The organism is Myxococcus xanthus (assembly GCF_006402735.1).
Classification (GTDB): domain Bacteria; phylum Myxococcota; class Myxococcia; order Myxococcales; family Myxococcaceae; genus Myxococcus; species Myxococcus xanthus_A.
The window spans coordinates 5412779-5436772 of record NZ_CP017174.1 but is presented as its reverse complement, the minus strand read 5'-3'; the positions used below and the strand labels follow the sequence as shown (position 1 = coordinate 5436772).

Genomic DNA, 23994 nt, shown 5'->3' with positions numbered 1-23994 from the left:
GCGAAGGCAGCGCCTACCGGAGCGGCGGCTCGGGATGTTTCGCGAACCACTGCTTCGCGTTCAGCAGGTGCAGGTTCTGTCCGCCGGGTTTGAATTCGATTCCGCCGGTGAGGGCGCCCAGGGTCGCCAGGAGCGCGCCCTGCAGCTCTCCCCCTGCGAGGTCCAGGTGTCCTCGCAGCGAGAAGCCCTCGCCGTCCGCCTTCAGCTCGCGCAGTTGGAGCCCGCCCTCGTCAATCTGCACCCGGCCCGTCACCGAGACGTCCCGGATGTTGAGCAGGGATGTCAGGAAGCGCGGCAGATTCTTGGCGGACGTGAGCAGCGCGGCGACAGGCTGTGTGTCTGTGAGCTTGCTGGCGAAGCGTGCCGAAAGCACTGTCGGCGACAGGGACAGTCGGGCCTGGGGGAGGGTGAAGACGCCGCTCCAAGCGCGGATGGGCACGGGGCCATTCGTGGACACGTTCGTCAGTCGAAGCGTGGTCCCCGTCAGTGTCAGGGACTTCGTGTCCCACGACAGGTTCCGGGCGTCCACGTCCGCCTCGGCACGCAGCAGCACCTTGACGCTTCCCATGCGCCCGGAGACGAGGTCGGAGTCCACGCTCAGCCGCAGGGAGTCTCGCGCCTTCGCGGACTGCGCACGCTCCCGGCTCTGCAACGTCATGGAGCCGGAGTCGATTTCAATCGTCCGCGCCAGCCAGGGATTGAGCATCCTCAAGTCCAACGGCCGGCTCCTGGCCACGCGGAGGTCCGGCTCCAACTCCCAATCCGATTGCTCCGCGCTGCGACGCGCGAGGACAGTGAGGGTGATTTCAGGGACCTCTGCACCCGTGCCTTCGGGACCGGACACCCGCACAGGTGCGAAGGTGAGCGTTGCTGTCCCTTTCCGCGTGTCCGGGCGCTCCGATGTCAGCGAGGCCTTGAGGGCCCAGGGCGCACGCGCTCGGATGGGACCCGCCCGTACGTTCAACTCCTGGCCCTGGACGTCAATGCGGCTGTCATCGGCCAGCGCGCCGTCTTTGAGGTGGAGGTCCAGGTCCACCTTGCCTTCGCCCCCTTTCAGGGAGACGGCGTTGTTCGACCCCAGGTGCTCGTTCAGCCAGTCCAGTGGGAGCAGCTCCATCTGGCTCGTCACCTGCGCGCTGAGCGCCCGTGAGAGGTCCCAGCCCTCTTCGTCCGTGAAGGGCACCTCGAGCTGTGCCTTTGCCTCCAGGCGCTCCAGCCGGGTGACAGGGGTCCGGTCGAACTCCATGGCACCGGAGACCACGCGAATCGAAGACGTCTCGACGTGGATGCGCTCCCGGCCCTTGATGTCCAGCGAGCCTTGCACGTCCAGGTTCCCCACGAAGCGGACCCGGCCGAAGTCCAGCTCGCGAACCTCGTGGACCGTCACGTCGGCCAGTTGGATGCCCCACGGGCGGTAGTCTTGGCCCGGTGGGGGTTCCTTCTCGATGCCGAACGACGGTTCAAGCCGGAAGCGCGCGCCATGTCCGTCGATGCGCTGCACGTCCACGCGTTGGCGCAGCAGGGCGGTCAGCGACACGTTGGCTTCCAACGTGTCCATGTTCACCTGCCACCATTGGTTCTGATTCTGCTGGGTCAGGGTGAAGTCGCGGAGGTGGAGTTGTCCAAAGGGCCAGAGCCACCAGGCGCGCTTCCAGGCAAGCTCGGTCCGGCTGGTGGACCGGCGCATGATGGCCTGGACGGCGCCCATGTTGAGCGCCACGTTGATGGAGACCTCCAACACCATGAGCGCGCCCAGGGTCCAAGCGACGGCGCGCGGCCACCGTTTCCTGCGAGGGGCTGCGTCCTGGACCTCTGGCGGCGGGATGAGCGTCATGTCGCGGGTACCCGGTGGGATGTCCAGGGGAAGCGGCGCGGACCGTTCCCGGAAGGCGCGGGTGCTGTCTCCCGCCTCCCTCCGGATGCCTCAGCCGCCGCGCGCATACAAGGCGCCAGCATGCCATCGAGTCCGATTCGCTGCCGGAGTGTCCGCGGGTGAGCCGATGCCAGAGGTCCATCTTCTGGACTGGGAAGGGCAGGGGATTGATGGAAGGCTCGGAGCATGGGCTTGGCGACGCGGCAGCACCTCGACCGCGCTTCACGAAAGGTGTCACGCCGTGCATCTGCTGTACGCCTTCGGGCTCTTCGTCGTCACCGCGGTGGCCGAGGTGGTGGGCTGCTATCTGCCCTACCTATGGCTCCGACAGGGGAAGTCGCCACTGCTCCTCGTGCCCGCGGCGGGCAGCCTCGCCGTTTTCGCGTGGCTGCTGACGCTGCACCCGACGGGCGCGGCCCGCACCTATGCTGCCTACGGCGGGGTGTACATCGCCGTGGCGCTCGTCTGGCTGTGGCTCGTGGAAGGGGAGCGGCCCACGACGTGGGACCTCGTGGGCGCGCTCGTCGCCATCCTGGGGATGGCCATCATCGTGCTCGGACCTCGCAGGTAGCGAGGGCCTGCTTCATCAAGCCGCGCGGGACGGACTACGCCGCCCAGCGCTGGAGGCTGCCCTCCACGTACTTCGCCCGGCAGGCGCGCCGCTGGACCTTGCCACTGGACGTCTTGAGGACCTCGCCCTGCTGGAGCAGGACGACCTCGTGGACGTCCACGGAGTGCGCGGCGGCCACTGCCTGACGGATGGTCTTCTGGAGCGCGCTCCCATCCAGGGTCTGGGCGCCATCGCCCCGTTCGGACGGCGCGAAGCGGGCGCTGACCTCCACCAGCACCACCAGCCGCTCGCCCTCCGGATGGTCGACGGAGAACGCCACCGAGCAGCCAGGACGGAGCGCCGGGTGCTGGCTCTCGGCCGTCAGCTCGAGGTCCTGCGGGTAGTGGTTCCGGCCGTCGACGATGATGAGGTCCTTGATGCGGCCGGTGACATACAGCTCGCCGTCAATCATGAAGCCCAGGTCACCGGTACGCAGGAAGGGACCTTCCTCGCTGCCCTGGATGCGCGCCTGGAAGGTCTCCGCGTTCGTCTCCTCGCGTCCCCAGTAGCCGTGGGTGACGTGGGGCCCGGCCGTCCAGATTTCGCCCACCTCGCCCGGAGCGCACGCCACCAGCGTCTCTGGATTCACGATGCGGATGAGGCTGTCACCCCAGCTCCGCCCGGAGCTGACGAGCGTCCGCGCGGACGGGCCCGGCGGGGCGGCCACGGCGCGGTTCTGCTCGAGCGCCGCCGAATCCACGGTGAGGTGGCGTGGCAGCTCGGAGGTGATGCCTCCCGACACGAAGAGCGTCGCCTCCGCGAGGCCGTAGCAGGGGTAGAAGGCCTCCCGGCGGAAGCCGGCGGGCGCGAAGGTGTCCGCGAACTCCGCCAGCGTCTCCGCCCGCACGGGCTCCGCGCCATTGAAGGCGACGCGCCACGAACTCAGGTCCAGCGAAGCGAGCTGCTCCGGCTTCACCTTTCGCGTGCAGAGCGCGTAGGCGAAGTTGGGCCCGCCGCTCGTCGTCGCACGGTACTTCGTGATGGTGTTCAGCCAGCGGATGGGGCGCTGCAGGAAAGACCACGGAGACATCACGACGGAGTGCGCGCCCATGTACATCGGCTGGAGCACCGTGCCGATGAGCCCCATGTCGTGGTACAGCGGCAGCCAACCGCACACCGATGAATGGTCGTCGTGGCTGAAGCCCTGACGAATCATGTCCTCGTTGGACATCAGGTTCCGGTGCAGCACCATCACGCCCTTGGGCGTCGACGTGGAGCCTGACGTGTACTGGAGGAAGGCCAGCGTGTCGCCGGTGATGGCGGGACGCTTCCAGCCGTCCTCCAGCCCTTCCTCCAGTGCGTCCGTGGCAATCCAGCGGATGTCCTTCAGGACGGGGTAGGCGTCGGCCAGCGCGTTCACGCTCTCCAGGATTTCGCGCGTGGTGAGCGCGAAGCGCGGCTTCGCATCCTGGAGGATGGAGAGGATGCGCGTGACGGCCTGAAGCTGCGCGGGAGGATAGGCTGGCACCGCGGCCACGCCCGCGTACAGGCTGCCGAAGAACGCCGCGATGTAGTCGAGCCCCGGTGGATACAGCAGCAGCGCTCGCTCGCCAGCGCCCTTGTGCTCCTGCAGCGCCGCGGCAATGGCGCGGGCCTGGCGATCCAACTCGCCATAGGTCCAGGTGGTCTCCCGTCCTTCACCATCCTGGAGGAACGTATATGCGCGGGCCTCGGTCTGATTCGAGGCGCGCCAGCGCAGCAGGTCGGTGAGGGTCTGCACGGAACGGCTGGGACTCGGCACGGCGGGTCTCCTTGAGAAGTCGTGGGAAGAGGGAAGCATTCAGGGGCTCACCGCGGGTTTGGCGGCAGGCGCATCCAGTGGGGGCGCCTCCAACTCGCGCAGCGGGCGGTAGAGCGTGGACAGCAGCGTCATGAGGACCGCCAGCGCGCCCGCGATGAGGAACATCAAGGCGATGCCTCGGCCCGGGCCCTCGCCGACGAACGCACCCAGCAGGGGGACGAGCTTTCCTCCCGAGGCCATGGCGGGTTCGAAGGCGTGGTCCGCCAGGGGGCCGGCGATGGTGTACGCCAGCGGCAACATGGCCCCGGTGATGGTACTGGTGAAAGCGAAGACACGGCCGCGCAGCGCCAGGGGCACGATGCGCTGGAGGAGCGTCTGGCTGGAGCCGTTGATGATGGGGAGGCCGAAGAAGAACGCGAAGGCGACACCGGCCAGCACGGGAACGGAGGTGGCCAGCCCGACGCAGATGAGCGCGAGTCCACAGGTGAGCTGGAACCCGAGCAAGCCATTCACCAGTCGCTTGGGTCCGCCCCAGGCGCTGATGACCAGGCTGCCCGCCAACATGCCCACGCCACCCGCGGTGGTGAGCGCGCCCAGGGTGCGCACGTCCGCGAAGGACAAGACCAGCGGCGTGACGAGGACCTCGACCGTGCCGGTCAGGAAGTTGCTGGCCGCGAGGAAGCCAATGAGCGCGAGGAGTCCTGGGGTGGCGCGCAGGTAGGCACCGCCAGCCCGAATCGCCTCGAACAGCGGCACCCGCTCCTCGCCGGAAGACGACACGAGGTGCTCCCGGGGGATTCGCGCCAGGAGCATGGGCAGCGCGCCGAGCACGAGCGTCGTCGCGTCGATGAGCAGGATGCCCTTGAGTTCAATCAGCTCCATCAGGGTGGCGCTCAACATGGGGGCCACCAACTGGGAGAACGCGAGCCCGACCTGCACCAGTCCGTTGGCCCGTCCCAGGTGCTGCTGTGGCACCACCGTGGAGACGAGCACGGCGAAGGCCGGCTGCTGGAACGCGCTGGCCGACGACACCACGGCGGTCGTGACGTATGCGTGCCAGGGCTGGAGCAAGCCATTGAACAGCAACAGCGCCAGCACGAGGCTCGACAGGCCGGCGGCCGCGTCGCTGAGCACCAGCACCCAGCGGCGGTTCCAGCGGTCCACGAGCGCTCCGGCCACTGGCCCGAGCAGGATGGCGGGCAGCGTCGCGGAGAGCATGACCAACGCGTACTGCGTCACGTCGCCCGTCGTCTTGTACGTCCAGACGCCGAGCGCGAAGCTCGTCAGCCCCGAGCCCAGCAGTGACAGGACCTGTCCCAGCCAGATGACGACGGCGGACTTCATGGGGATGGACGGCGGCGCCGTCATCGAATGGCTCCGGCTCGGAAGAGGCCCTGGCGCACGTGCTCCGCCAGCACCTGGACGTGCGGCGCGGCCAGCATCGTCATGTGGTCTCCCGGCACCGTCACGGGCGTGACGGCCGTGGAGGCGTGGCGGCCCCAGCCCCAGCTCGGGTCGTCCGCGAAGGACTCGGGGACGATGCCGTCTTCCTCGTGCCGCTCCTGGGCCCGGAAGAGGGCGACAGGAATGGGGAGCGTGTCCCGGGGGACGTAGTCAATCTCGTACGCGGCCTTGTAGACCTCGATGAAGCCCTGGACCTGCTGGCTGTCCGCGCCGTCGGGGAGGAGGCCCGCTTGGACCAGCCTGCGCGTCAGGTGCTCATGGCGCGCTTCGGGGGACAGCGGCCGGAGTGTCTCGGCGGAGATGCCCAGGTCCACGCCATAGAGACGGCCCGCCGTGCTCGCGACGGAGGCCATCCAGTCCGCGTCGTCGAACGGGGGCGCCTCGCTCGGCGGTGCTTCGTGCACGGGGACGGTGGTGTTGAGGATGCCCAGGAATGCAATCGATTCGCCCTGCTTCCGGAGCTGCTGCGCCATCTCGAAGGCGACCCAGCTGCCGAAGGAGTGGCCCAGCAGGTGGTACGGCCCCTGGGGCTGTACCTGCTTGAGTGCTTCGACGTAGCACGCGGCCATCTCCTCGACGGAGCGGTGCGGCTCCGCGCGTCCATTGAGCCCGCGTGCCTGGAAGGCATGCACCGGCAGGGTGGGGCCCAGCGCCTGGGCCAGCTCGCGGAGGTAGACGGCGTTGCCACCGGCGCCCGGGACGCAGAACAGGGCGGGGCGTTCGGCTCCCGGCTGGAGCGTCACCAGCGGCGACCACGGCGCGGGCGAGGCCTCTTCGTGAAGCGCCTTCGCGAGCTGCTCCAACGCGGGGTTCTGGAAGAGGACCGACAGCGGAAGGGCGCGGCCGAACTGCTCGCGGATGCGCACCATCAGCCGGACGGCCAGGAGTGAATGGCCTCCCTGGTCGAAGAAGTTGTCGTGCACGCCAATGGGGCGCACTGCCAGCAACTCCTCCCAGATGGCGGCGAGCCGGGTCTCCACCTCGTCGCGCGGGGCGACGAAGCCGTCCTGCGCGTCGCGGCGGACGCTCTCCGGCGCGGGCAGGGCCTTGCGGTCCACCTTGCCGTTGGGGGTCAGCGGGAAGGCGGCCAGGATGACGAAGGCGGCGGGCACCATGTACGGCGGCAGGTGCTTCTTGAGGTGCTGCCGCAAGTCATCGGCCGTGGCCACGTCGGGTGCCGTGAGCGTGAGGTAGGCGACGAGCTGCTTGTTGCCCGCGTCCTCGTAGACGAGCAGCTCCACGCCCTGGACCGCGGAGTGCTCCAGCAGCTTCGCCTTGATTTCATCCAGCTCGATGCGGTGGCCGCGAATCTTCACCTGCGTGTCGTTGCGGCCGATGAAGGCGAGGGTGCCGTCCTCCGTGTAGCGGGCCAGGTCGCCTGTGCGGTACAGGCGCGCGCCCGGTGTGGCGCTGAACAGATTGGGCACGAAGCGCTCGGCGGTCAGGTTCGCCTGGCCCCAGTAGCCACGAGCGAGCCCGTCGCCGCCCACGAAGAGTTCCCCTGGAATGCCGATGGGCACTGGCTGCATCGCGCTGTCCAGCAGGTACATCTGCGAGTTGGCAAAGGGCCGGCCAATGGGGACGATCTGCTCGCTGGGCGTGGGCTCCGGCTGTTCGAAGTACGTGCTGTCGATGGTGGCTTCGCTCAGGCCGTAGGAACTCACCAGCCGCGTGTCCGGGCCGCACAGGCCGCGGAGCTGGTGGTACTCGCGCATGTCCCAGGTGTCCGAGCCGACGATGAGCAGGCGCATGAAGTCCAGCCGGAGCTGGTGCTCCTGGAGGTACCCCATCAGCAGCCGGACCACGGCGGGGACGAACTCGCCGCTGTCTACCTGCTCGCGCTGCATCAAGCCGTAGAGCTTTTCGGGCTCGAGCAGCCAGTCGCGCGGGCAGAGGACCAACGTCTTCCCCGAACCGAGCGCCCGGGCGAGGTCGCCGGAGAACACGTCGAAGGAGAAGCTCGCCATCTGCAGGTGGGCGCGCAGCTCCGGCAGCCGGTAATCGCGCTCCCAGGCGAGGTAGGCGTTGGCGAAGCTCCGGTGCGAAATCATCACGCCCTTGGGGCGGCCCGTGGATCCTGACGTGTAGACGACGTAGGCGAGGTGCTCGGGGCTCGCGCCGCCTTCAGGCGTCGTCGTGGGCATCGCGGCGATGGCGTCCGCGTCCGTGTCGATGGCCACCACGGGTGGCAGCGGCGCGGACAGGAGGGACGCCAGCCCCTGTCGGGTGATGAGCACCGCGGGCCGGCTGTCCGCGAGCATCAACGCCGTGCGCTCCGGCGGATACGACGGGTCCAGCGGCACGTAGGCGCCGCCCGCCTTGAGCACGGCGAGCACCGCGACCACCATGTCCACGGAGCGGTCCAGGAAGATGCCGGTGATTCGCTCGGGGCCCACACCCACGGAGCGCAGGTGGTGCGCCAGTTGGTTGGCCTTCGCGTTCAGCTGCGCGTAGGTGAGCCGGCGCTCGGGGTCGGTGACGGCGATGGCGTCGGGCGTGCGCGCGGCGTGCGCCTCGATGAGGTGATGGAGGCAGGTGCCCGGCGGCACGTCGAGCCTGGCCTGGTTCCAATCCCGCAAGATGCGCTGACGCTCAATCGCCGGGAGCACCGGCAGTTCGATGAGCCGCTGGGCCGGGTTCGCGGCGATGCCCGCGAGCAGCGTCTGGAAGTGGGCGACCATCCGCTCGACGGTGGAGGCGTAGAAGAGGTCCCGGTTGTATTCCCAGATGCCTTGCAGGCCACCGGCCTCCTCGGAGAACCACAGCGTCAGGTCGAACTGCGCGAAGGCTTCACCCGAGACGCTGAAGGACTCCATCCGGAGCGCGCCCAGCTCGGCTGGCGGCGTGGGCGTGTTCTGGAGCACCAGCATCACCTGGAAGAAGGGGGAGTGGCTGGTGTCGCGCGACGGCGCCAGCTCCTCCAGCAGCTTCTCGAAGGGGATGTCCTGGTGCCCGTAGGCGCCCAGCGTCACGTCCACCACGCGCCGCAGCAGCTCCCGGAAGGTGGGATTGCCTTCGAGCTCCGTGCGCATGACGAGCGTGTTGAGGAAGAAGCCGATGAGGGGCTCCACCTCCGTCCGGTTCCGGTTCGCGATGTACGTGCCGACGCTGATGCGCGGCTCGCGCGTGTAGCGGTGGAGCAGCGTCTGGAGCGCCGCCAGCAGCACCATGTAGAGCGACGCCTTCTCCTGTGTCCCCAGCGTCTTCAGTTGCTGGGCCACCGCCGGGTCCACCTGGAAGCTCCGCTTGCCGCCCGCGTAGGTGCGCACGCGCGGGCGCGGCCTGTCGGTGGGCAGCTTGAGCGCGCTCTCGCTCCCTTCGAGCTGCTGGCGCCAGTAGTCGAGCTGCGACGCCAGCACGTCGCCCTGCATCCATTGCTGCTGCCATGCCGCGAAGTCCGCGTACTGGAGCGGGAGCTCCGGCAGCGGTGACGGCTTGTCCTGAGAGAAGGCGGCATAAAGCGCCGTCAGCTCCTGGACGAAGATGCCGGTGGACCAGCCATCCGACACGATGTGGTGCACGACGAGCAGGAGGACATGGTCCTCGTCGCCCATGCGCACCAGCTTCGCGTGGAGCAGCGGCCCCACCGCGAGGTCGAAGGACGTCCCCGCGAGTTGGAGCGCCAGTTCCTCGCACAGGGGCTCGCGCTTGGGGCCTGGCAGGTAGCTTAGGTCCAGCACGCCCAGCGACAGCATCAGCTCCGGGAGGATGCGCTGCTGGGGTTCGCCGTCCTTCGCGACGAAGGTCGTGCGCAGCACCTCATGGCGCCGGATGACCTCGTTCAGCGCACGCTCCAGGGATGGGACGTGGAGCGGTCCGGTGAGGCGTACGAACTCCGGGATGTTGTAGGCGGGCGTCCCGGGCTCGAACTGGTCCAGGAACCAGAGTCGGCGCTGCGGGAAGGAGAGCGGCAGCGGCTGCTCCCGTGAGACGCGCGGGATGCCGGGCGTGCGTGCCTCTTCCTTCGGCGCGGCGACCACGTTCTGCTGTCGCAGCTTCTTGAGCACCGCCTCGCGCTTCTCCGGGGAGAGGCCCGCGAGCTTCTTGAGCAGGTCACTCATTCGTCCCCTCCAGGAGCTTTTCCAGGTCCGCGTCCGACAGGTCGCCGACTTCCTCCATGGCGGAGGCAAGCGCGGCTTCGTCCACGCCTTCCAACTGCGCGAGCACCACCTGCTCGGCCATCCCTGCGATGGTGGGGTGCTCGAAGAGGGCGCGCAGCGGCAGCGTCACCTGGAACATCGCGTTGGTGCGCGAGATGATCTGCGTGGCCAGCAGCGAGTGCCCGCCCACGTCGAAGAAGTCGTCCGTGACGCCCAGCGACGTCTGGCCCAGCACGTCCTTCCAGAGCGTGAGCAGGCTCGCCTCCGTCTCCGAGCGGGGCTCGACCAGCCGCTGCTCGCCCGTGCGCTGAGCCGCGTCCGGCGCGGGCAGGGCCTTGCGGTCCACCTTGCCGTTCGGGCTGAGGGGGATGGCTTCCAGGCGCACGAAGACGGCCGGCACCATGTAGTCGGGCAGTCTCTCTCTGAGGTGGTCGCGGAGCACCGCCGTGTCGCGGATGTCCGCGCCCACCACGTAGGCGACGAGCCGGCGGGGCGTCCCCGGGTCCTCGCGCAGCAGCACCACCGCGCTCTGGACGGCCGGGTGCTTGCCGAGCGCGGACTCGATTTCGCCCAGCTCGACGCGGAAGCCGCGCAGCTTCACCTGCGTGTCCGCCCGGCCGAGGAACTCCAGGTCGCCTCCCGGCAGGTACCGCGCCCGGTCTCCCGTGCGGTAGAGCCGCGCGCCGGGCTCGGTCGCGAACGGGTCGGGGACGAAGCGCTCCGCGGTCAGGTCGGGACGGTGGCAGTAGCCGCGCGCCACGCCCTCGCCGCCGATGAAGAGCTCACCCGCGATGCCGGCCGGCACCGGCTGTTGGTGCGTGTCCAGCACGTAGAGCCGGTTGTTGGCGAAAGGACGGCCGATGGGGACCAGTTGCGTGTCGCCGGGGCCCAGGTCGCCGCTTTCGAACCACGTGCTGTCGATGGTCGCTTCGCTGACGCCATACGAGTTGATGAGTCGCGTGTCGTCGCCAATGACGGCCTGGAGCCGGTGGTACTCGTTCACGTACCAGGCGTCGGAACCGGCCACGAGCACGCGCATGAAGTCCAGCGACTGGCCCGTCTCCTCCAGGTGCTGGAGCAGTCCGCGCAGCACGGCCGGGACGAACTCGGCGCAGTCCACGGCATGTTCCTTCATCAGCGCGAGCAGGCGGGGCGGTTCGAGCAGCCACTCACGCGGGCAGAGCACCAGCTTGCCGCTCGAGCACAGCGCTCGAGACAGGTCGCCCGCGAACACGTCGAAGGAGAAGCTGGCCATCTGCAGGTGGCTGCGGCAGTGCTCCCGCAGTCCGTAGCTCCGCTCCCAGCCGAGGTACGCGTTGGTCCAGCTCCGGTGGGAGATCATCACGCCCTTGGGCGTGCCTGTGGAGCCGGAGGTGAAGACGACGTACGCCAGGCTGTCCAGCGTGGTGAGCCGCGTCGGAGCTTGAGTGGGCAGCGCGGCGCGTGCCGGTGCCTCCGTGTCCAGCAGGTAGAGGGACACAGAGGGGTTGACGAAGGTCTCCACCAGGGACTGCTGGGTGAGCAGCAGGGAGAGCCGGGCCTCGGAGGCCATGTGGGCCAGCCGTTCGGCCGGGTAGGTGGGGTCGAGCGGGACGTAGGCGCCGCCCGCCTTGAGGATGCCCAGCAGCGCCACCAGCAGCTCCGGCGTCCGCTCCAGGCACACGCCCACCAGCACCTCGGGGCCAATGCCCCGGGCGCGCAGGTGGTGCGCGAGCTGGTTCGCCTTCGCGTCGAGCTGCCCGTACGTGAGCGAGCCCGCCTCCGGCGCGACCACGGCGACAGCGTCCGGCGACCGCAGCGCCTGCGCCTCGAAGAGCTCGTGGAGGCACGCGTCCAATCCAGGGACGTGCGTGTCGTTCCAGTCGAACAGCACCTCGCGACGGGCCTCCTGCGTGAGCAGTGACAGCTCCCACAGGTGCTTGTCCTCCGCGTCGAGGATGCCCACCAGGACCGTCTGGAGCTGCTCCAGCAGCCGCTCCATGGCCTCCACGCTGAGTCGCGGGGACTCGAAGTCCAGGTTCAGCATCAGCTCCTTGTCCGCATGGGCGGAGAGCGTCAGCGGGTAGTTGGTGCGCTCCTGGGCGGTGACGTCGCGCACCTCCAGCGCGCCCGCGCCTTGCCGCACCGAGTCCTCCACGGGGTAGTTCTCGAAGACGACGAGGCTCTCGAAGAGCGGGGTGCCACGCGGCACGGGGCTCCAGCCCTGGACCTTCACCAGCGGCGCGTACTCGAACGGAGCCCGCTCCACCTGCCACTCCTGGAGCGCCTTCAGCCAGTCCACCACCTTGCTCTGGGCCGGCAGCGACACGCGGGCCGGCAGCGTGTTGATGAACAGACCCACCATCTGCTCCACGCCCGGGAGCTCCGGCGGACGGCCCGCGACGGTGACGCCGAAGACGACGTCGTCCTGCCCCGCGTGACGTCCGAGCACCAGGGCCCAGGCCGCCTGGACCAGCGTGCTGGGTGTCACCTGGTGACGCCGTGAGAAGGCGCGGAGCTGCTCCGTCACCTCGGCGGCAAGGTGGACCTTGCGCTCGCCCATGACCTGCGCCGCGGTGCGCGCCTGGCCTCCCGTCTCACCGGGAAGGGGCGTGGGTTCGCCGAAGCCCCGCAGTGCCTGCTTCCACCAGGACTCCGCCTGCGAAATCTCCCGGCCCTGGAGCCAGGCGATGTAGTCGCGGAACACAGGCGGCTGTTCCAGACGCACCGGCTGCTGACGGAGCTGCGCGTCGTAGATGGCCAGCATCTCATTGAGGACGCGGCCCACGCTCCACCCGTCGAGCAACAGGTGGTGGAAGCTCCACACCACGCGCCATGTCCGAACACCCAGGCGCAGGACCCCCATGCGCATCAGCGGCGCCTGCTTCAGGTTGAAACCCCGCGCACGGTCCGCGTCCATCCAGGCCGACAGCCGGGTCTGCTGCTCCGGATCAGGCAGGTGGCTCCAGTCCTGCTCTTCCCAAGGCAGCACGGCCTTGCGCTTCACGAGTTGGAGCGGCGCTTCCAGTTCCTCGCCCACGAAGCAGGTGCGGAGGATGGGGTAGCGCGCCATCACCTGCTGCCAGGCTTCGCGCAGGGCCTCGCGGTTGAGGTCCGCGTCCAGCGTCCACGCCGCACGCTCGAAGTACATCCCCGAGTCCGGGTCGAGCATGGCGTGGAAGAGCATGCCCTGCTGCATGGGCGACAGCGGGTAGAGGTCCTCCATCTCCGGGTGTGACTGCATCAGGCCGTTCAGCGTGGCCTGCGTCACCTTCGCCAGCGGGAAGTCCACGGGGGAGAACCGCGCCGCGTCCGCGCCGCGCCGCTGGTCCACCAGCGCCCGGAGCGCGTGGAGGTAGCCCTGGGCCAGTGCGCCCACCGTGGTGCGCTGGTGCAGCGCCTCGCTGTAGGTGAAGGACACCTCCAGCTTGCCGCCAAGGACGTGCGCATTCACCTCCAGCACCTGCCGTCGCTGGCCGAGCGCCCCCTGCTGCGCGCCGAAGGGCTCGTCCGCGGGCGCCAGCAGCGACGAGGTAGGCAGCGCCGAGTCGAGCTGGCCCAGGTAGTTGAAGGCCACCGGCGCTTCCGGCTGCGCACGGAGCCGGGTGCCTCGCTCGTCCTGGCGCAGGTAGCGCACGAGGCCGTAGCCCAGGCCCTTGCGCGGCACGTGCCGCAGCGAATCACGCACAGCGCGGAGTTCGTCACCCGCGCTGCCATCCCGAGGCAGCTCCAGCGTCACCGGGTAGGCGCTGGTGAACCAGCCCACGGTGCGGCTCAGGTCCACGCCGTCGAACAGGTCCTCGCGGCCATGGCCTTCCAACTGGACGCGCAGTCGACGCTGTCCCGTCCAGGTGGAGAGCGCCTGCGCGAGCGCCGTCAGCAGCACCTCGTCGATGCGGGCGCGCCAGGCTGTCGGCACCTCCTGAAGCAGCAGCCGGGTCTCCTCGGCCTCCAGCGCCACCGTCAGCGTGCGCGCGGACGCCAGGGTGTTGTCACCGTCCGCTGTGTCCACGGGGAGCGGCGCCGTGTCTTCACCCTGGCTCAGCCAATAGTCGGCTTCGTGTTCCAGCTCCACGCTGGCCGCGAAGGACTCCAGGCGGCGAGCCCAGGCCTGGAAGGACGTCGTCTTCGGAGGCAGCGCCACCGGCTGGCCCTGGCTGAGCTGCTGGCACGCCGTCTCCAGGTCCATGAGCAGCACGCGCCAGGACACGGCATCCACCGCGAGGTGGTGGATGCCGAGCAGCAACCGGTCGCCACGCTGCGGACCCAGGTGGAAGCGCACTGCCGCCACCAGCGGAGCCTCCTCCAGCCGGAAGCCCGCCTGTGCCTGCTGGCCTTCTTCCTCCAATGCGGCGCGCTGCGCGGCCTCGTCCAATCCGGACAGGTCCACCTCGCGCAGCGTCACGGTGCTGTCGAGGCCCAGGCTCTCCTGACGCCAACCGTCGGTGGTCCGCTCGAAGCGCAGGCGGAGCGCGTCGTGGTGCGCGACCAGGGCCCGCAGCGCGTCCTGGAGCACGGACGCGGCGACGGGCTGACGCAGTCCCAGCAGCAGCGATTGGTTGTAGTGATGGAGGTGCGGGAGCTGCCACTCGAAGAACCAGTGCTGGATGGGCGTGAGCGGGACGGCGCCCGTCACCGGGCCCTGCTCGCTCTCCACGACCTGGGCCTGACCCACGTGCGGGGCCAGGGCGGCGATGGTCTGGTACTGGAAGAACTGACGAGGGCTGATGTGCAGCCCGGCCTCCAGTGCCCGTGCGATGACCTGGATGCTGATGATGGAGTCGCCGCCCAGCTCGAAGAAGTTGTCGTGGATGCTGACGCGTTCGCGGGACAGCACCTTCGCCCAGATGTCCGCGAGCGCTTGCTCCACCGGGTTGCGGGGCGCGACGTGGACGTGCTCGCGCTTCACCTGCTCCTGCGCGAGCGAGGGCAGGGCCTTGCGGTCCACCTTGCCGCTGGACGTCAGCGGCATGGCCTTCAGCATGATGAAGGCGGACGGCACCATGTACTCGGGCAGGCGTGATTCCAGGGCCCGGCGCAGGGCGTCCTGTTCGGGCGGCTGCTCCACATCGTCGGCGACGATGTAGGCCACCAGTTGCTTGCGGCCCGGTGCCTCCTCCCGCACCAGCACCGCGGCGTCCTGCACCTCTGGGTGCTCGGCCAACGCCGCTTCAATTTCGCCCAGCTCGATGCGGAAGCCGCGCAGCTTCACCTGGTGGTCCAGGCGGCCCAGGAACTCCAGTCGCCCTTCGGGCAGCCAGCGCACCCGGTCTCCCGTCCGGTACAGCCGTCCTCCGGGCTCCAAAGCGAACGGGTCCGGCACGAAGCGCTCGGCGCTCAGGTCCGGCCGGCCCAGGTAGCCGCGAGCGACGCCCACGCCACCGATGAACAGCTCACCCGGCACGCCCACCGGCACCGGCTGCATCTGGCCATCCAGCACGTAGAGCCGGACGTTGGCCCACGCACGGCCGATGCCCAGCCGGTCGGGGTCCACCGCCTCGTCCACAGACGCGCAGATGGTCGCCTCGGTGGGGCCGTACGCGTTGATGAAGCGGCAGGACTTCAGCCACCGGCGCGCCAGCTCCGGCGAGCAGGCCTCGCCCGCGGAGACGACGGACTCCAGCTTCGGCAACGTCTCCGGCTCCAGCTGCGCCAGCACCGACGGCGTCAGCGTGACGCCCGTGATTTCCTGCGCGGCGAGCAGGCCCTGGAGCGGCGCGCCAGGCATGATGGCGTCCCGGGGGGCGAGGCAGAGCTGCGCGCCCGCGAGCAGCGTGGAGAACACCTCGCACACCGAGGCATCGAAGCCGAAGGCGGCGAACTGAAGCACGCGGCTCTTCTCGTGGACGCGGTGGGCCTGGATGGCGGCCAGCGCCGTGTTGCACAGGCCCCGGTGGGGCAGCAGCGTGCCCTTGGGCCGGCCCGTCGAGCCCGACGTGAAGATGATGTACGCGAGGTTGTCCTCGGACATCTCCACCGTGGGCGGCGTCTGCGGCTGACTGGCGATGAGCGGCCAGTCCGTGTCCAGGCAGACCAGCAGCCCTAGCGCGGGGAGCTCATCCGCCAGGTGCTCCTGCGTGACGAGCACCGGGATGGCCGCGTCACGCATCATCAGCGTCAGCCGGTCCACCGGATAGGACGGGTCCAGCGGCAGCCACGCGCCCCCGGCCTTGAGGATGCCGAGGATTCCCACCACCAGCTCCAGCGAGCGGTCCACGCACAGGCCCACGCGGACCTCGGGCCCCACGCCGGACGTCTTCAGGTGCCAGGCGAGCTGATTCGCCCGCGCGTCCAGCTCGCGGTAGGTGAGTTGCTGTCCCTCGAAGGACACGGCCACCGCGTCTGGCGTCCGCGCCGCCTGCTGCTCGAAGAGGCGATGCGCGCAGAGGCCCGGACTTCGGGGCGTGGCGGTGTCGTTCCACGCCAGCAGCGACTGCTGACGCTCCGGCTGGGACAGCAGCGGGAGGCGGGAGACGCGCTCGTCTGGCACGGCCATGGCGCCCAGGAGCAGCTCACGCAGGTTGCCCATCATCCGGTCGATGGTGGCCGCGTCGAACAGGTCGGTGCTGTACTCGCACAGGCACTCCAGGCCCTGCTCGGTCTCCGTGGCCACCCACGTCATGTCGAACTTGGCGGCGCCGGTGGTGCTGGTCTCCTCTCTCAGCGTCAGCCCGTCCAGGTGGAGGTCGGAGGATGGCGCGTTCTGGAGGATGAGCTTCACCTGGAACAGCGGCGAGTAGCTGAGGTCGCGCTCCGGGTTGAGCGCCTTCACCAGCTCCTCGAACGGGAGGTCCTGGTGAGCGTAGGCATCGAGCGCCACCCGCCGCGTCTGCGCCAGCAGGGACCGGAAGCTGGGGTCCCCGCTCAGGTCGCCACGCATGACGAGCTGGTTGATGAAGAAGCCGATGAGCCCTTCGGTGCCGGAGCGGTTGCGGTTGGCGATGTCCGTACCGACGACGATGTCCGTCTCGCCGGTGTAGCGGTGCATCAGCGTCTGGAAGGCCGCCATCACCGCCATGAACGGGGTGACGCTCTCCTTCCGGCAGAGCGCCTGCAACGCCTTGGCCGCATCCACGGGCAGCAGCACGCCCCGGTGCGTGGCGCCGCGGAAGCTCTGCACCGGAGGCCGTGGACGGTCCGTGGGGAGGTCCAGATGGGGCGGGGCCCCGGCGAGCCGCTGCTTCCAGTAGTCGAGCTGCCGTTCCAACACCGGGCCAGACAGCCACTCCCGCTGCCATCGCGCGTAGTCCGCGTATTGGACGGGGAGCGCGGCCAGCGGCGGAGGCTGGCCCGCGGAGAGGGCGCCGTAGAGCTCGGCGACCTCGCGGACCAGCACGGACAGCGACCAGCCGTCGGCGATGATGTGGTGCAGGGTCAACAGCAGAAGGTGTTCCTGGTCGTCCAACTGGATGAGGCCCATCCGGCAGAGCGGGCCTCGCGTCAGGTCGAAGGGACGGCGGGCCTCTTCGTCGGACAGGCGCCGCGCTTCGACTTCACGGCGCTCGGGCGGAAGGCCGCGCAGGTCGGCAATCTCCACCTTCGGTGTCGCGGGCGGGTGGATGACCTGGACGGGTGTCTGGCCGTTCATCCGGAACGTCGTGCGCAGCGACTCGTGCCGGCGGATGAGCGCCTCCAGGCAGCGCTGCACGGTGTCCGGGTCCAACGCGCCCGTCAGCCGGATGACGGCGGGCATGTTGTAGAAGGGGCTGTCCGGCTCCATCTGGTACAGGAACCAGAGCCGCTGCTGCGCGAAGGACAGTGGCAGCTCGCCATCGCGGGAGTAGGGCTGGAGCGGCGGGGGCGGTGCTTCACCGGCCTGCTGGGCCTGGAGCACCTGGACGCGCTCCGATAGCGTTGCGATGGTGGGCGCCTCGAAGAGCGCGGCGATGGGCAGCTCCACGCCGAAGGCCTCGCGAATCCGCGACACCACGCGCGTGGCCAGCAGCGAGTGGCCTCCCAGGTCGAAGAAGTGGTCGTGGATGCCAGCCCGGTTCGTGCGCAGCACGTCCGCCCAGATGCTGGCCATCAACTCCTCGGTGCCGTTTCGCGGCGCCGCGCGGGACGCGGAGGACAGCTGGCCGTCGGGGACGGGCAGGGCCTTGCGGTCCACCTTGCCATTGGCCGTGAGTGGCAGGGCCTCCAGCGCGACCAGGGCGGCGGGCACCATGTGCTCGGGCAGCCGCTGCTGGAGGAAGGCGCGCAGGCCGGCCGTATCCGCCGCCGTGTTCACGTGCGGGACGACGTAGGCGGCCAGTCGCTGGTCCCCAGGGACGTCCTCGCGCACGATGACGACCGTGTCCCGCACGGATGTGTGCTGACGGATGGTGGCTTCGATTTCGCCCAGCTCGATGCGATAGCCGCGCAGCTTCACCTGCCCGTCGCGACGGCCGAGGAACTCCAACGTGCCGTCCGGCAGGAAGCGGGCCTGGTCGCCAGTGCGGTAGAGCCGCTGTCCCGGCTTCTGGCCGAATGGATCCGGCACAAAGCGCTCGGCGGTGAGGGCAGGGCGGCCCAGGTAGCCGCGCGCCACGCCTGTTCCGCCGATGTAGAGCTCTCCCGTGACACCCACGGGCACCAGTTGCATGCGCGCGTCCAGCACGTAGAGCGCCGTGTTGGCGATAGGCCTGCCGATGGGGACGATGCCGTCGGGCAGTTCACCCGCGCTGACGTCGTGGATGGAGCAGCCGACCACCGTCTCCGTGGGGCCGTACTCGTTGATGAGTCGGACCTGGGGCGCGTGCTTCCGCCAGAAGGCCACGGTGGAGGGCGGCAGGGCCTCACCACCCACGACGAAGGTGCCGGCCAGCCTCGACAGTGCATCCGGCGCCATCAGCCCGGACAGCACCTGCAGGTGGGCCGGCGTGAGCTTGACCAGGTCATGCCCCTGCGGCTGCTGAAGCGCGAGCGCAAGCGCTTCCACTTCTCGCCCCGACGGCACCAGGTGGACCGTCGCCCCGGCGAGCAGCGGGGTGAGGAGGCTGGTGATGGTGGCGTCGAACGCGATGGACGTGTGGACCAGCGCGCCCTGGCCCGGCTTCACCGCGTAGGCGTCCTGAGCCCACGTCAGGTAGTTGAGCAGGCCGCGCTGCGTGAGCAGCGTGCCCTTGGGCAGGCCGGTGGAGCCAGAGGTGTAGATGACGTACGCCAGTGAGTCCCCAGATGCGGTCGAAGCCGGTGCCTCCGGCGGCAACGTCGCCAGCCGGACCGCTTCCTGATCCACAAGGAGCCGAGGAACGCTGGCGCCCGCGAACGTGGCCTCATGCACCTGTGTGGTGAGCAGCACCACGGCGCGCGAATCGGACAGCATGTAGGCCAGTCGCTCAGCGGGGTAGCTCGGGTCCATCGGCAGGTAGGCCGCGCCGGCCTTGAGCGTGGCCAGAAGGCTGGTGACCAGCTCGACGGAGCGGTCCAGGCCCAGCGCCACCACGCGCTCCGGGCCCGCGCCCAGCGACAGCAGATGATGCGCCAGTTGGTTGGCGCGCGTGTCCAGCTCCCGGTACGTCAGCGTCCGTTCGCCATCGACCACGGCGAGCGCGTTCGGCGTGGCAGCGGCGCGCGCCTCGAATCGGGCCAGGAACGTGGGCTCCACGGGCAGCGCGGCGGCGGTGTCGTTCCACTCCACCAGCATCCGGCGCTGCACGTCGGCGGGCAGCGGGCTGGAGGTGTGGTGCGGGGCATCGGCCTCGAAGGCCAGCGCGTGGAGGACGCGCGCGAAGCACGCGCCAATCTGCTCCACCTGGGCGTGGTCCAGCTCGACGGCGTTGTAGTCAAGCTCCAGCGTGAGCTCTTGCGTGTGCGGCTCGGTCTGGAAGTGGACGGCGAGGGTGACGTTGGTGCCCTCGGAGCGGATGGTGCTCAGCGCCTCCAGCTCCGCGAGCGTGCCCGCGATGTCGTGGAGCACGTGGAAGTGCATGTAGTTGAACATGACTTCGTAGAGCGTCTCGCGGCCCCACTGCCGTTGGATCTCCGCCATGGGGTAGCGGCGGTACGGGTAGAGCGCGCGCTCCGCGTCGAAGGCGGCGCGGACCAGCGACAACCAGCTGCCCGGGGCCAGCTTCAGGCGGAAGGGCACGGTGTTGAGGAAGATGCCGCGCAGCTTCGAGCCATCGCCTTCCTCGGGGCGGCTGTTGACGCCCGTGCCGGTGATGACGTCCTCCTGGCCGCTCAGCACGCTCATCACCTTGAGGTGCGACGCGAGCAGGATGCTCTTGAAGGGGACGCCTGCGGTGCGCGTCAGGGCATTCAGGCCCTCTCCCACTTCAGGAGAGATGGGTACCTTCACGGTGGCGATGCGCGGCTCGCCCTCCGCCAGCGGACGGCGCCAGCGCGGCACGCGCATGACCTGTCCGTCCTGGAGCAGCTCGCGCCAGTAGCGCTGGTGGTCCTCGGACGCGAGGGCCTGCCGCTCCATGGCCACGAAGTCGCGGTAGGTGATGCTCAGCGGCTCGAAGCGCGGCGGCTCCTGGTGGTTCACCAGCGCGTAGTAGTGGTTGAACATCTCCACCAGCGTGGAGTGGAGGCTCCAGCCGTCGATGATGGCGTGGCACTCCGTGAGCGTGAACTGGAAGTCCCGTTCACCACGGATGTGGATGAAGAAGCGCAGCAGCGGCGGGCACGCGAGGTCGAAGTGTTGCTGCTTTTCGTCCTCCAGCAGCTTGCGGACCTCGGCGTCCTGCGCCTCGGTGGACAGGTGGCGGACGTCGGTGACCTCGACGGAGAGCTGGGCCTCGCGGTGCACCAACTGCAACGGCTCGCTGTACGACGTCATGTCGAACGCCGTGCGCAGCACGGGCTGGCGTGCCGTCACCACCTGCACGGCTTCCACGAAGCGCGCGGCATCGAACGGTGCCTTCAGGCGCAGATGGAAGCTGTCGGTGTTGTGGTAGATGTTCGAGGTGGGCGCCAGCTCCATGTGGAAGAGCATGCCGGCCTGGATGCGGGCCAGCGGGTAGGCGTCCTCCACGCTTTCGGGCAGCTTCGCCCGGTCCTCGGCGGAGATGAGGCTGAAGGGCTCGGTGCGCGGGAAGACCTCACGCGCCGGCTCGGCCTTCCCGGCGGCCTCCGCGAGCTCCGCCACCGTCTGGTGCTGGAAGAGCTGCTGCAACGAGAAGCGGATGTCCTGCTTCTGCGCCAGCGTGAGCACCTGGATGCTTAGGATGGAGTCGCCTCCCAGCGCGAAGAAGTTGTCGTGGATGCCCACGCGCGGGACTTCCAACACCTGGGCCCAGATGGCGCACAGGGCCTCCTCCACCTTCGTCCGAGGCGCGACGTACTGGTCGGCCAGGTCCGCGCGCGCGCCCTCGGGCTCCGGCAGGGCCTTGCGGTCCACCTTGCCGTTCGCCGTGAGCGGGAAGCGCTCCATCATCACGAAGGCACTGGGGACCATGTAGTCCGGCAGCTTGCCGAGCAGGTGCTGGCGCAGCTCGTTGACGCTGGGCGGAGGCTGCTCGGACGACGCGACGTAGGCCACCAGGGACTTGTTCCCGGGCGAACTCTCACGCACGAGCACCAGCGCCTCGCGCACCGCCGGGTGCAGACTGAGCACCGTCTGGATTTCGCCCAGCTCGATGCGGAAGCCGCGAATCTTCACCTGGTGGTCGATGCGGCCCAGGTACTCGAGCTGCCCGTCCGCGGTGAAGCGTGCCAGGTCGCCCGTGCGGTAGAGTCGGGCACCGGGCTCGCGGCTGAACGGGTGGGGGACGAAGCGCTCCGCCGTGAGCTGTGGCCGGCCCAGGTAGCCACGCGCCAGGCCCGCGCCACCGACGAAGATTTCACCCGCCACGCCAATGGGCGCCGGCTCCAGCCGCGCGTCCAGCACGTAGAGCTGGAGGTCGGGAATCGCGACGCCAATGGGGCTCTGCTGCGTGCGCTCCGCCTCGGCGGCATCCATGGGACGGTAGGTGACGTGCACCGTCGTCTCGGTGATGCCGTACATGTTGATGAGCCGAGGCTGGGCGTCCCCGTGCTTGCGGAACCAGGGAACGAGGGTGGCCGGCTCCAGGGCCTCGCCGCCGAAGACGACGTAGCGCAGTGACAGGGGCGGCGCCTCCGCGCCCAGGCGCTCCTCGGCTTGGATGAGCTGACGGAAGGCCGCGGGCGTCTGGTTCAGCACCGTGACGCGCTCATCGCTCAGCAAGCGGAAGAAGGCATCCGGCGAGCGCGAGACGAGGTAGGGCACCACCACCACCCGGCCGCCGTAGAGCAGGGCGCCCCAGAGCTCCCAGACGGAGAAGTCGAACGCGTACGAGTGGAACAGCGTCCACGCGTCGTTCTCGTTGAAGTGGAACCAGTGCTCCGTCGCCTCGAACAGGCGCATCACGTTGCCGTGCGGAAGCAGGGAGCCCTTCGGCAGCCCAGTGGAGCCGGAGGTGTAGATGACGTACGCAAGCTGCTCCCGCGTCGTCGCGAGTCCGGGCGCGTGGGTGGGCTGCCGCGCCAGTTCCTCGGCGGCTTCATCCAGGATGAGCAGCTCCGCGCCCTCGGCGGGTAGGCGGTCGATGAGGGGCCGCTGCGTCACCACCAGCGACATCCGGCTGTCCGCCACCATGAAGGCCAGACGGTCCGCGGGATAGGTCGGGTCGAGCGGCACGTAGGCGGCTCCCGCCTTCAGGATGCCGAGGATGCCCACCACCGTGGCCAGGGAGCGCTCCACGCAGAGGCCCACCAACGCCTCAGGCTGGACGCCTCGCGCGAACAGCGCATGGGCCAGCTGGTTTGCCCGCCGGTCCAGCTCCGCGTAGGTGAGGCGCTCTCCATCTGCGACCACGGCGATGGCGTCAGGGCGCTGGCGCACCTGGGCCTCGAAGCGGCCGTGCAGGGTGTCCGTGCCCGGGAAGGACTTCAGCGCGGGCCAGACAGCGAGGAGTTGGTGCCGCTCGGGCGACGTGAGCAACGGCAGCGCGTCCAGGCGCAGCTCCGTGTTGGCCGCGACGCCCGCGAGCAGCGTCTGGAAGTGCCCCGCGAAGCGCTCCATGGTCGCGCGGTCGAAGAGGTCACTGTTGTACTCGACGAAGCCGCGCAGGCCGTCCGCGGTCTCCTGGAGGTCCAGCGTCACGTCGAACTTCGACGTGCCCGGTTGCAGGTCCAGTTGCTGGATGGTGACGCCGGGCAGGGCCAGCGCCTGGCCCGCCATTCCCTGGAAGTTGAACGCGGCCTGGAACAGCGGCGTGTAGGCCAGGTTGCGGGCGGGTTGCACTGCCTCCACCAGCTTCTCGAAGGGAATGTCCTGGTGCGCATACGCGCCCAGCGTCGCCTCCCGCACGCGCTGGAGCAGCTCGCGGAAGGACGGGTTGCCGGACAGGTCCGCGCGCAGCACCAGCGTGTTGACGAAGAAGCCGATGAGGCTCTCCGTCTGGACCCGGTTGCGGCTGTTCTGCGGCGCGCCGACCAGGATGTCCGTCTGGTGCGTGTAGCGCGACAGCAAGGCCTGGAACGCGGCCAGCACCGTCATGAAGAGGGTGGCGTTCTCACGCTGGCCCACCTGCTGGAGGGCCTTCACCAGCGCCGTCGGCAGGTGCAGGGGCAGGGCGTCTCCGCGCTGCGTCTGGACGGCCGGGCGCGGATGGTCCGTGGGGAGCTGCAACACGGGCGCGCCCGCGAGCTGCTGCTTCCAGTACGCCACGTGCGCGTCGAGCGCGCCTTCCGTCGCCATCCATTCGCGCTGCCACTCGGCGAAGTCCGCGTACTGGATGGGCAGTTCGGGCAGCTCCGGCTCTTGCTGGGCGATGAACGCGCCGTAGAGCTGCGTCATTTCGTGAATGAGGATGCCCAGCGACGCACCGTCCGAGATGATGTGGTGCATCGTCAGCACCAGGACGTGGTCGGTGTCCGCCAGCCGCAGCAGCCGCGTGCGCAGCAGCGGGCCCTTCATCAGGTCAAAGGGCTGGCGAATCTCCTCGGTGGCGAGCCGCCGCGCTTCCGCCTCCCGCTCGGCCTGCGGCCGTGAAGACAGGTCGGTGACGGTGAAGGACGCGGTGCCTTCGGGCGCGACGACCTGGACGGGCTGGCCCTCTTCCTGCGCGAAGGTGGTGCGGAGCGATTCGTGCCGTTCCACCAGGACGTCGAAGGCGCGCTGGAGCGCGGCCGTATCGAGCGTGCCTCCGAGTCGGACCGCGCCAGCGATGTGGTAGCTCGGGTTCTCCGGCTGCATCAGGTGGAGGAACCACAGCCGCTGCTGCGCGAAGGAGACGGGGAAGACGAAGGATTCAGCGGTCATGTCTGGGTGAGA

Annotated in this window: 6 protein-coding genes; 1 reads left to right on the top strand and 5 read right to left on the bottom strand. The window is 69.4% G+C overall.

Going from position 1 to position 23994, the window contains the following annotated elements; all coding sequences use genetic code 11:
- Positions 1 to 13: 13 nt before the first annotated feature.
- Positions 14 to 1834: an AsmA family protein gene (locus BHS09_RS22205; RefSeq protein WP_237079760.1), complete on the bottom strand. Its 1821-nt coding sequence runs from the start codon at positions 1832 to 1834 to the stop codon at positions 14 to 16.
- Positions 1835 to 2114: 280 nt separating this feature from the next.
- Here BHS09_RS22205 and BHS09_RS22200 point away from each other — a divergent pair, with 280 nt between their 5' ends.
- On the top strand, positions 2115 to 2444 hold the full coding sequence (locus BHS09_RS22200) for a YnfA family protein (RefSeq protein ID WP_140798873.1): 330 nt from the start codon (positions 2115 to 2117) through the stop codon (positions 2442 to 2444).
- A gap of 34 nt (positions 2445 to 2478) precedes the next feature.
- Here the strand turns inward: BHS09_RS22200 and BHS09_RS22195 are convergent, their stop codons facing one another.
- From BHS09_RS22195 to BHS09_RS22180, 4 genes are read right to left on the bottom strand one after another with little or no spacing between them, the layout of a single operon-like run.
- Positions 2479 to 4224 (bottom strand): fatty acyl-AMP ligase, encoded by a 1746-nt coding sequence (locus BHS09_RS22195; RefSeq protein ID WP_140798872.1) that lies wholly within the window; start codon positions 4222 to 4224, stop codon positions 2479 to 2481.
- 39 nt (positions 4225 to 4263) lie between these two features.
- Positions 4264 to 5592, bottom strand: coding sequence for an MFS transporter (locus BHS09_RS22190; RefSeq protein WP_140798871.1), 1329 nt, complete (start codon positions 5590 to 5592; stop codon positions 4264 to 4266).
- Complete coding sequence (locus BHS09_RS22185; RefSeq protein ID WP_140798869.1) at positions 5589 to 9749, bottom strand: non-ribosomal peptide synthetase; 4161 nt, start codon at positions 9747 to 9749, stop codon at positions 5589 to 5591. Before BHS09_RS22185 ends, BHS09_RS22190 begins: the two co-directional genes overlap by 4 nt.
- The gene (locus tag BHS09_RS22180) at positions 9742 to 23982 is read right to left on the bottom strand and encodes a non-ribosomal peptide synthetase (RefSeq protein WP_140798868.1); all 14241 of its coding nucleotides are present in this window, start codon (positions 23980 to 23982) and stop codon (positions 9742 to 9744) included. Before BHS09_RS22180 ends, BHS09_RS22185 begins: the two co-directional genes overlap by 8 nt.
- Positions 23983 to 23994 lie beyond the last annotated feature (12 nt).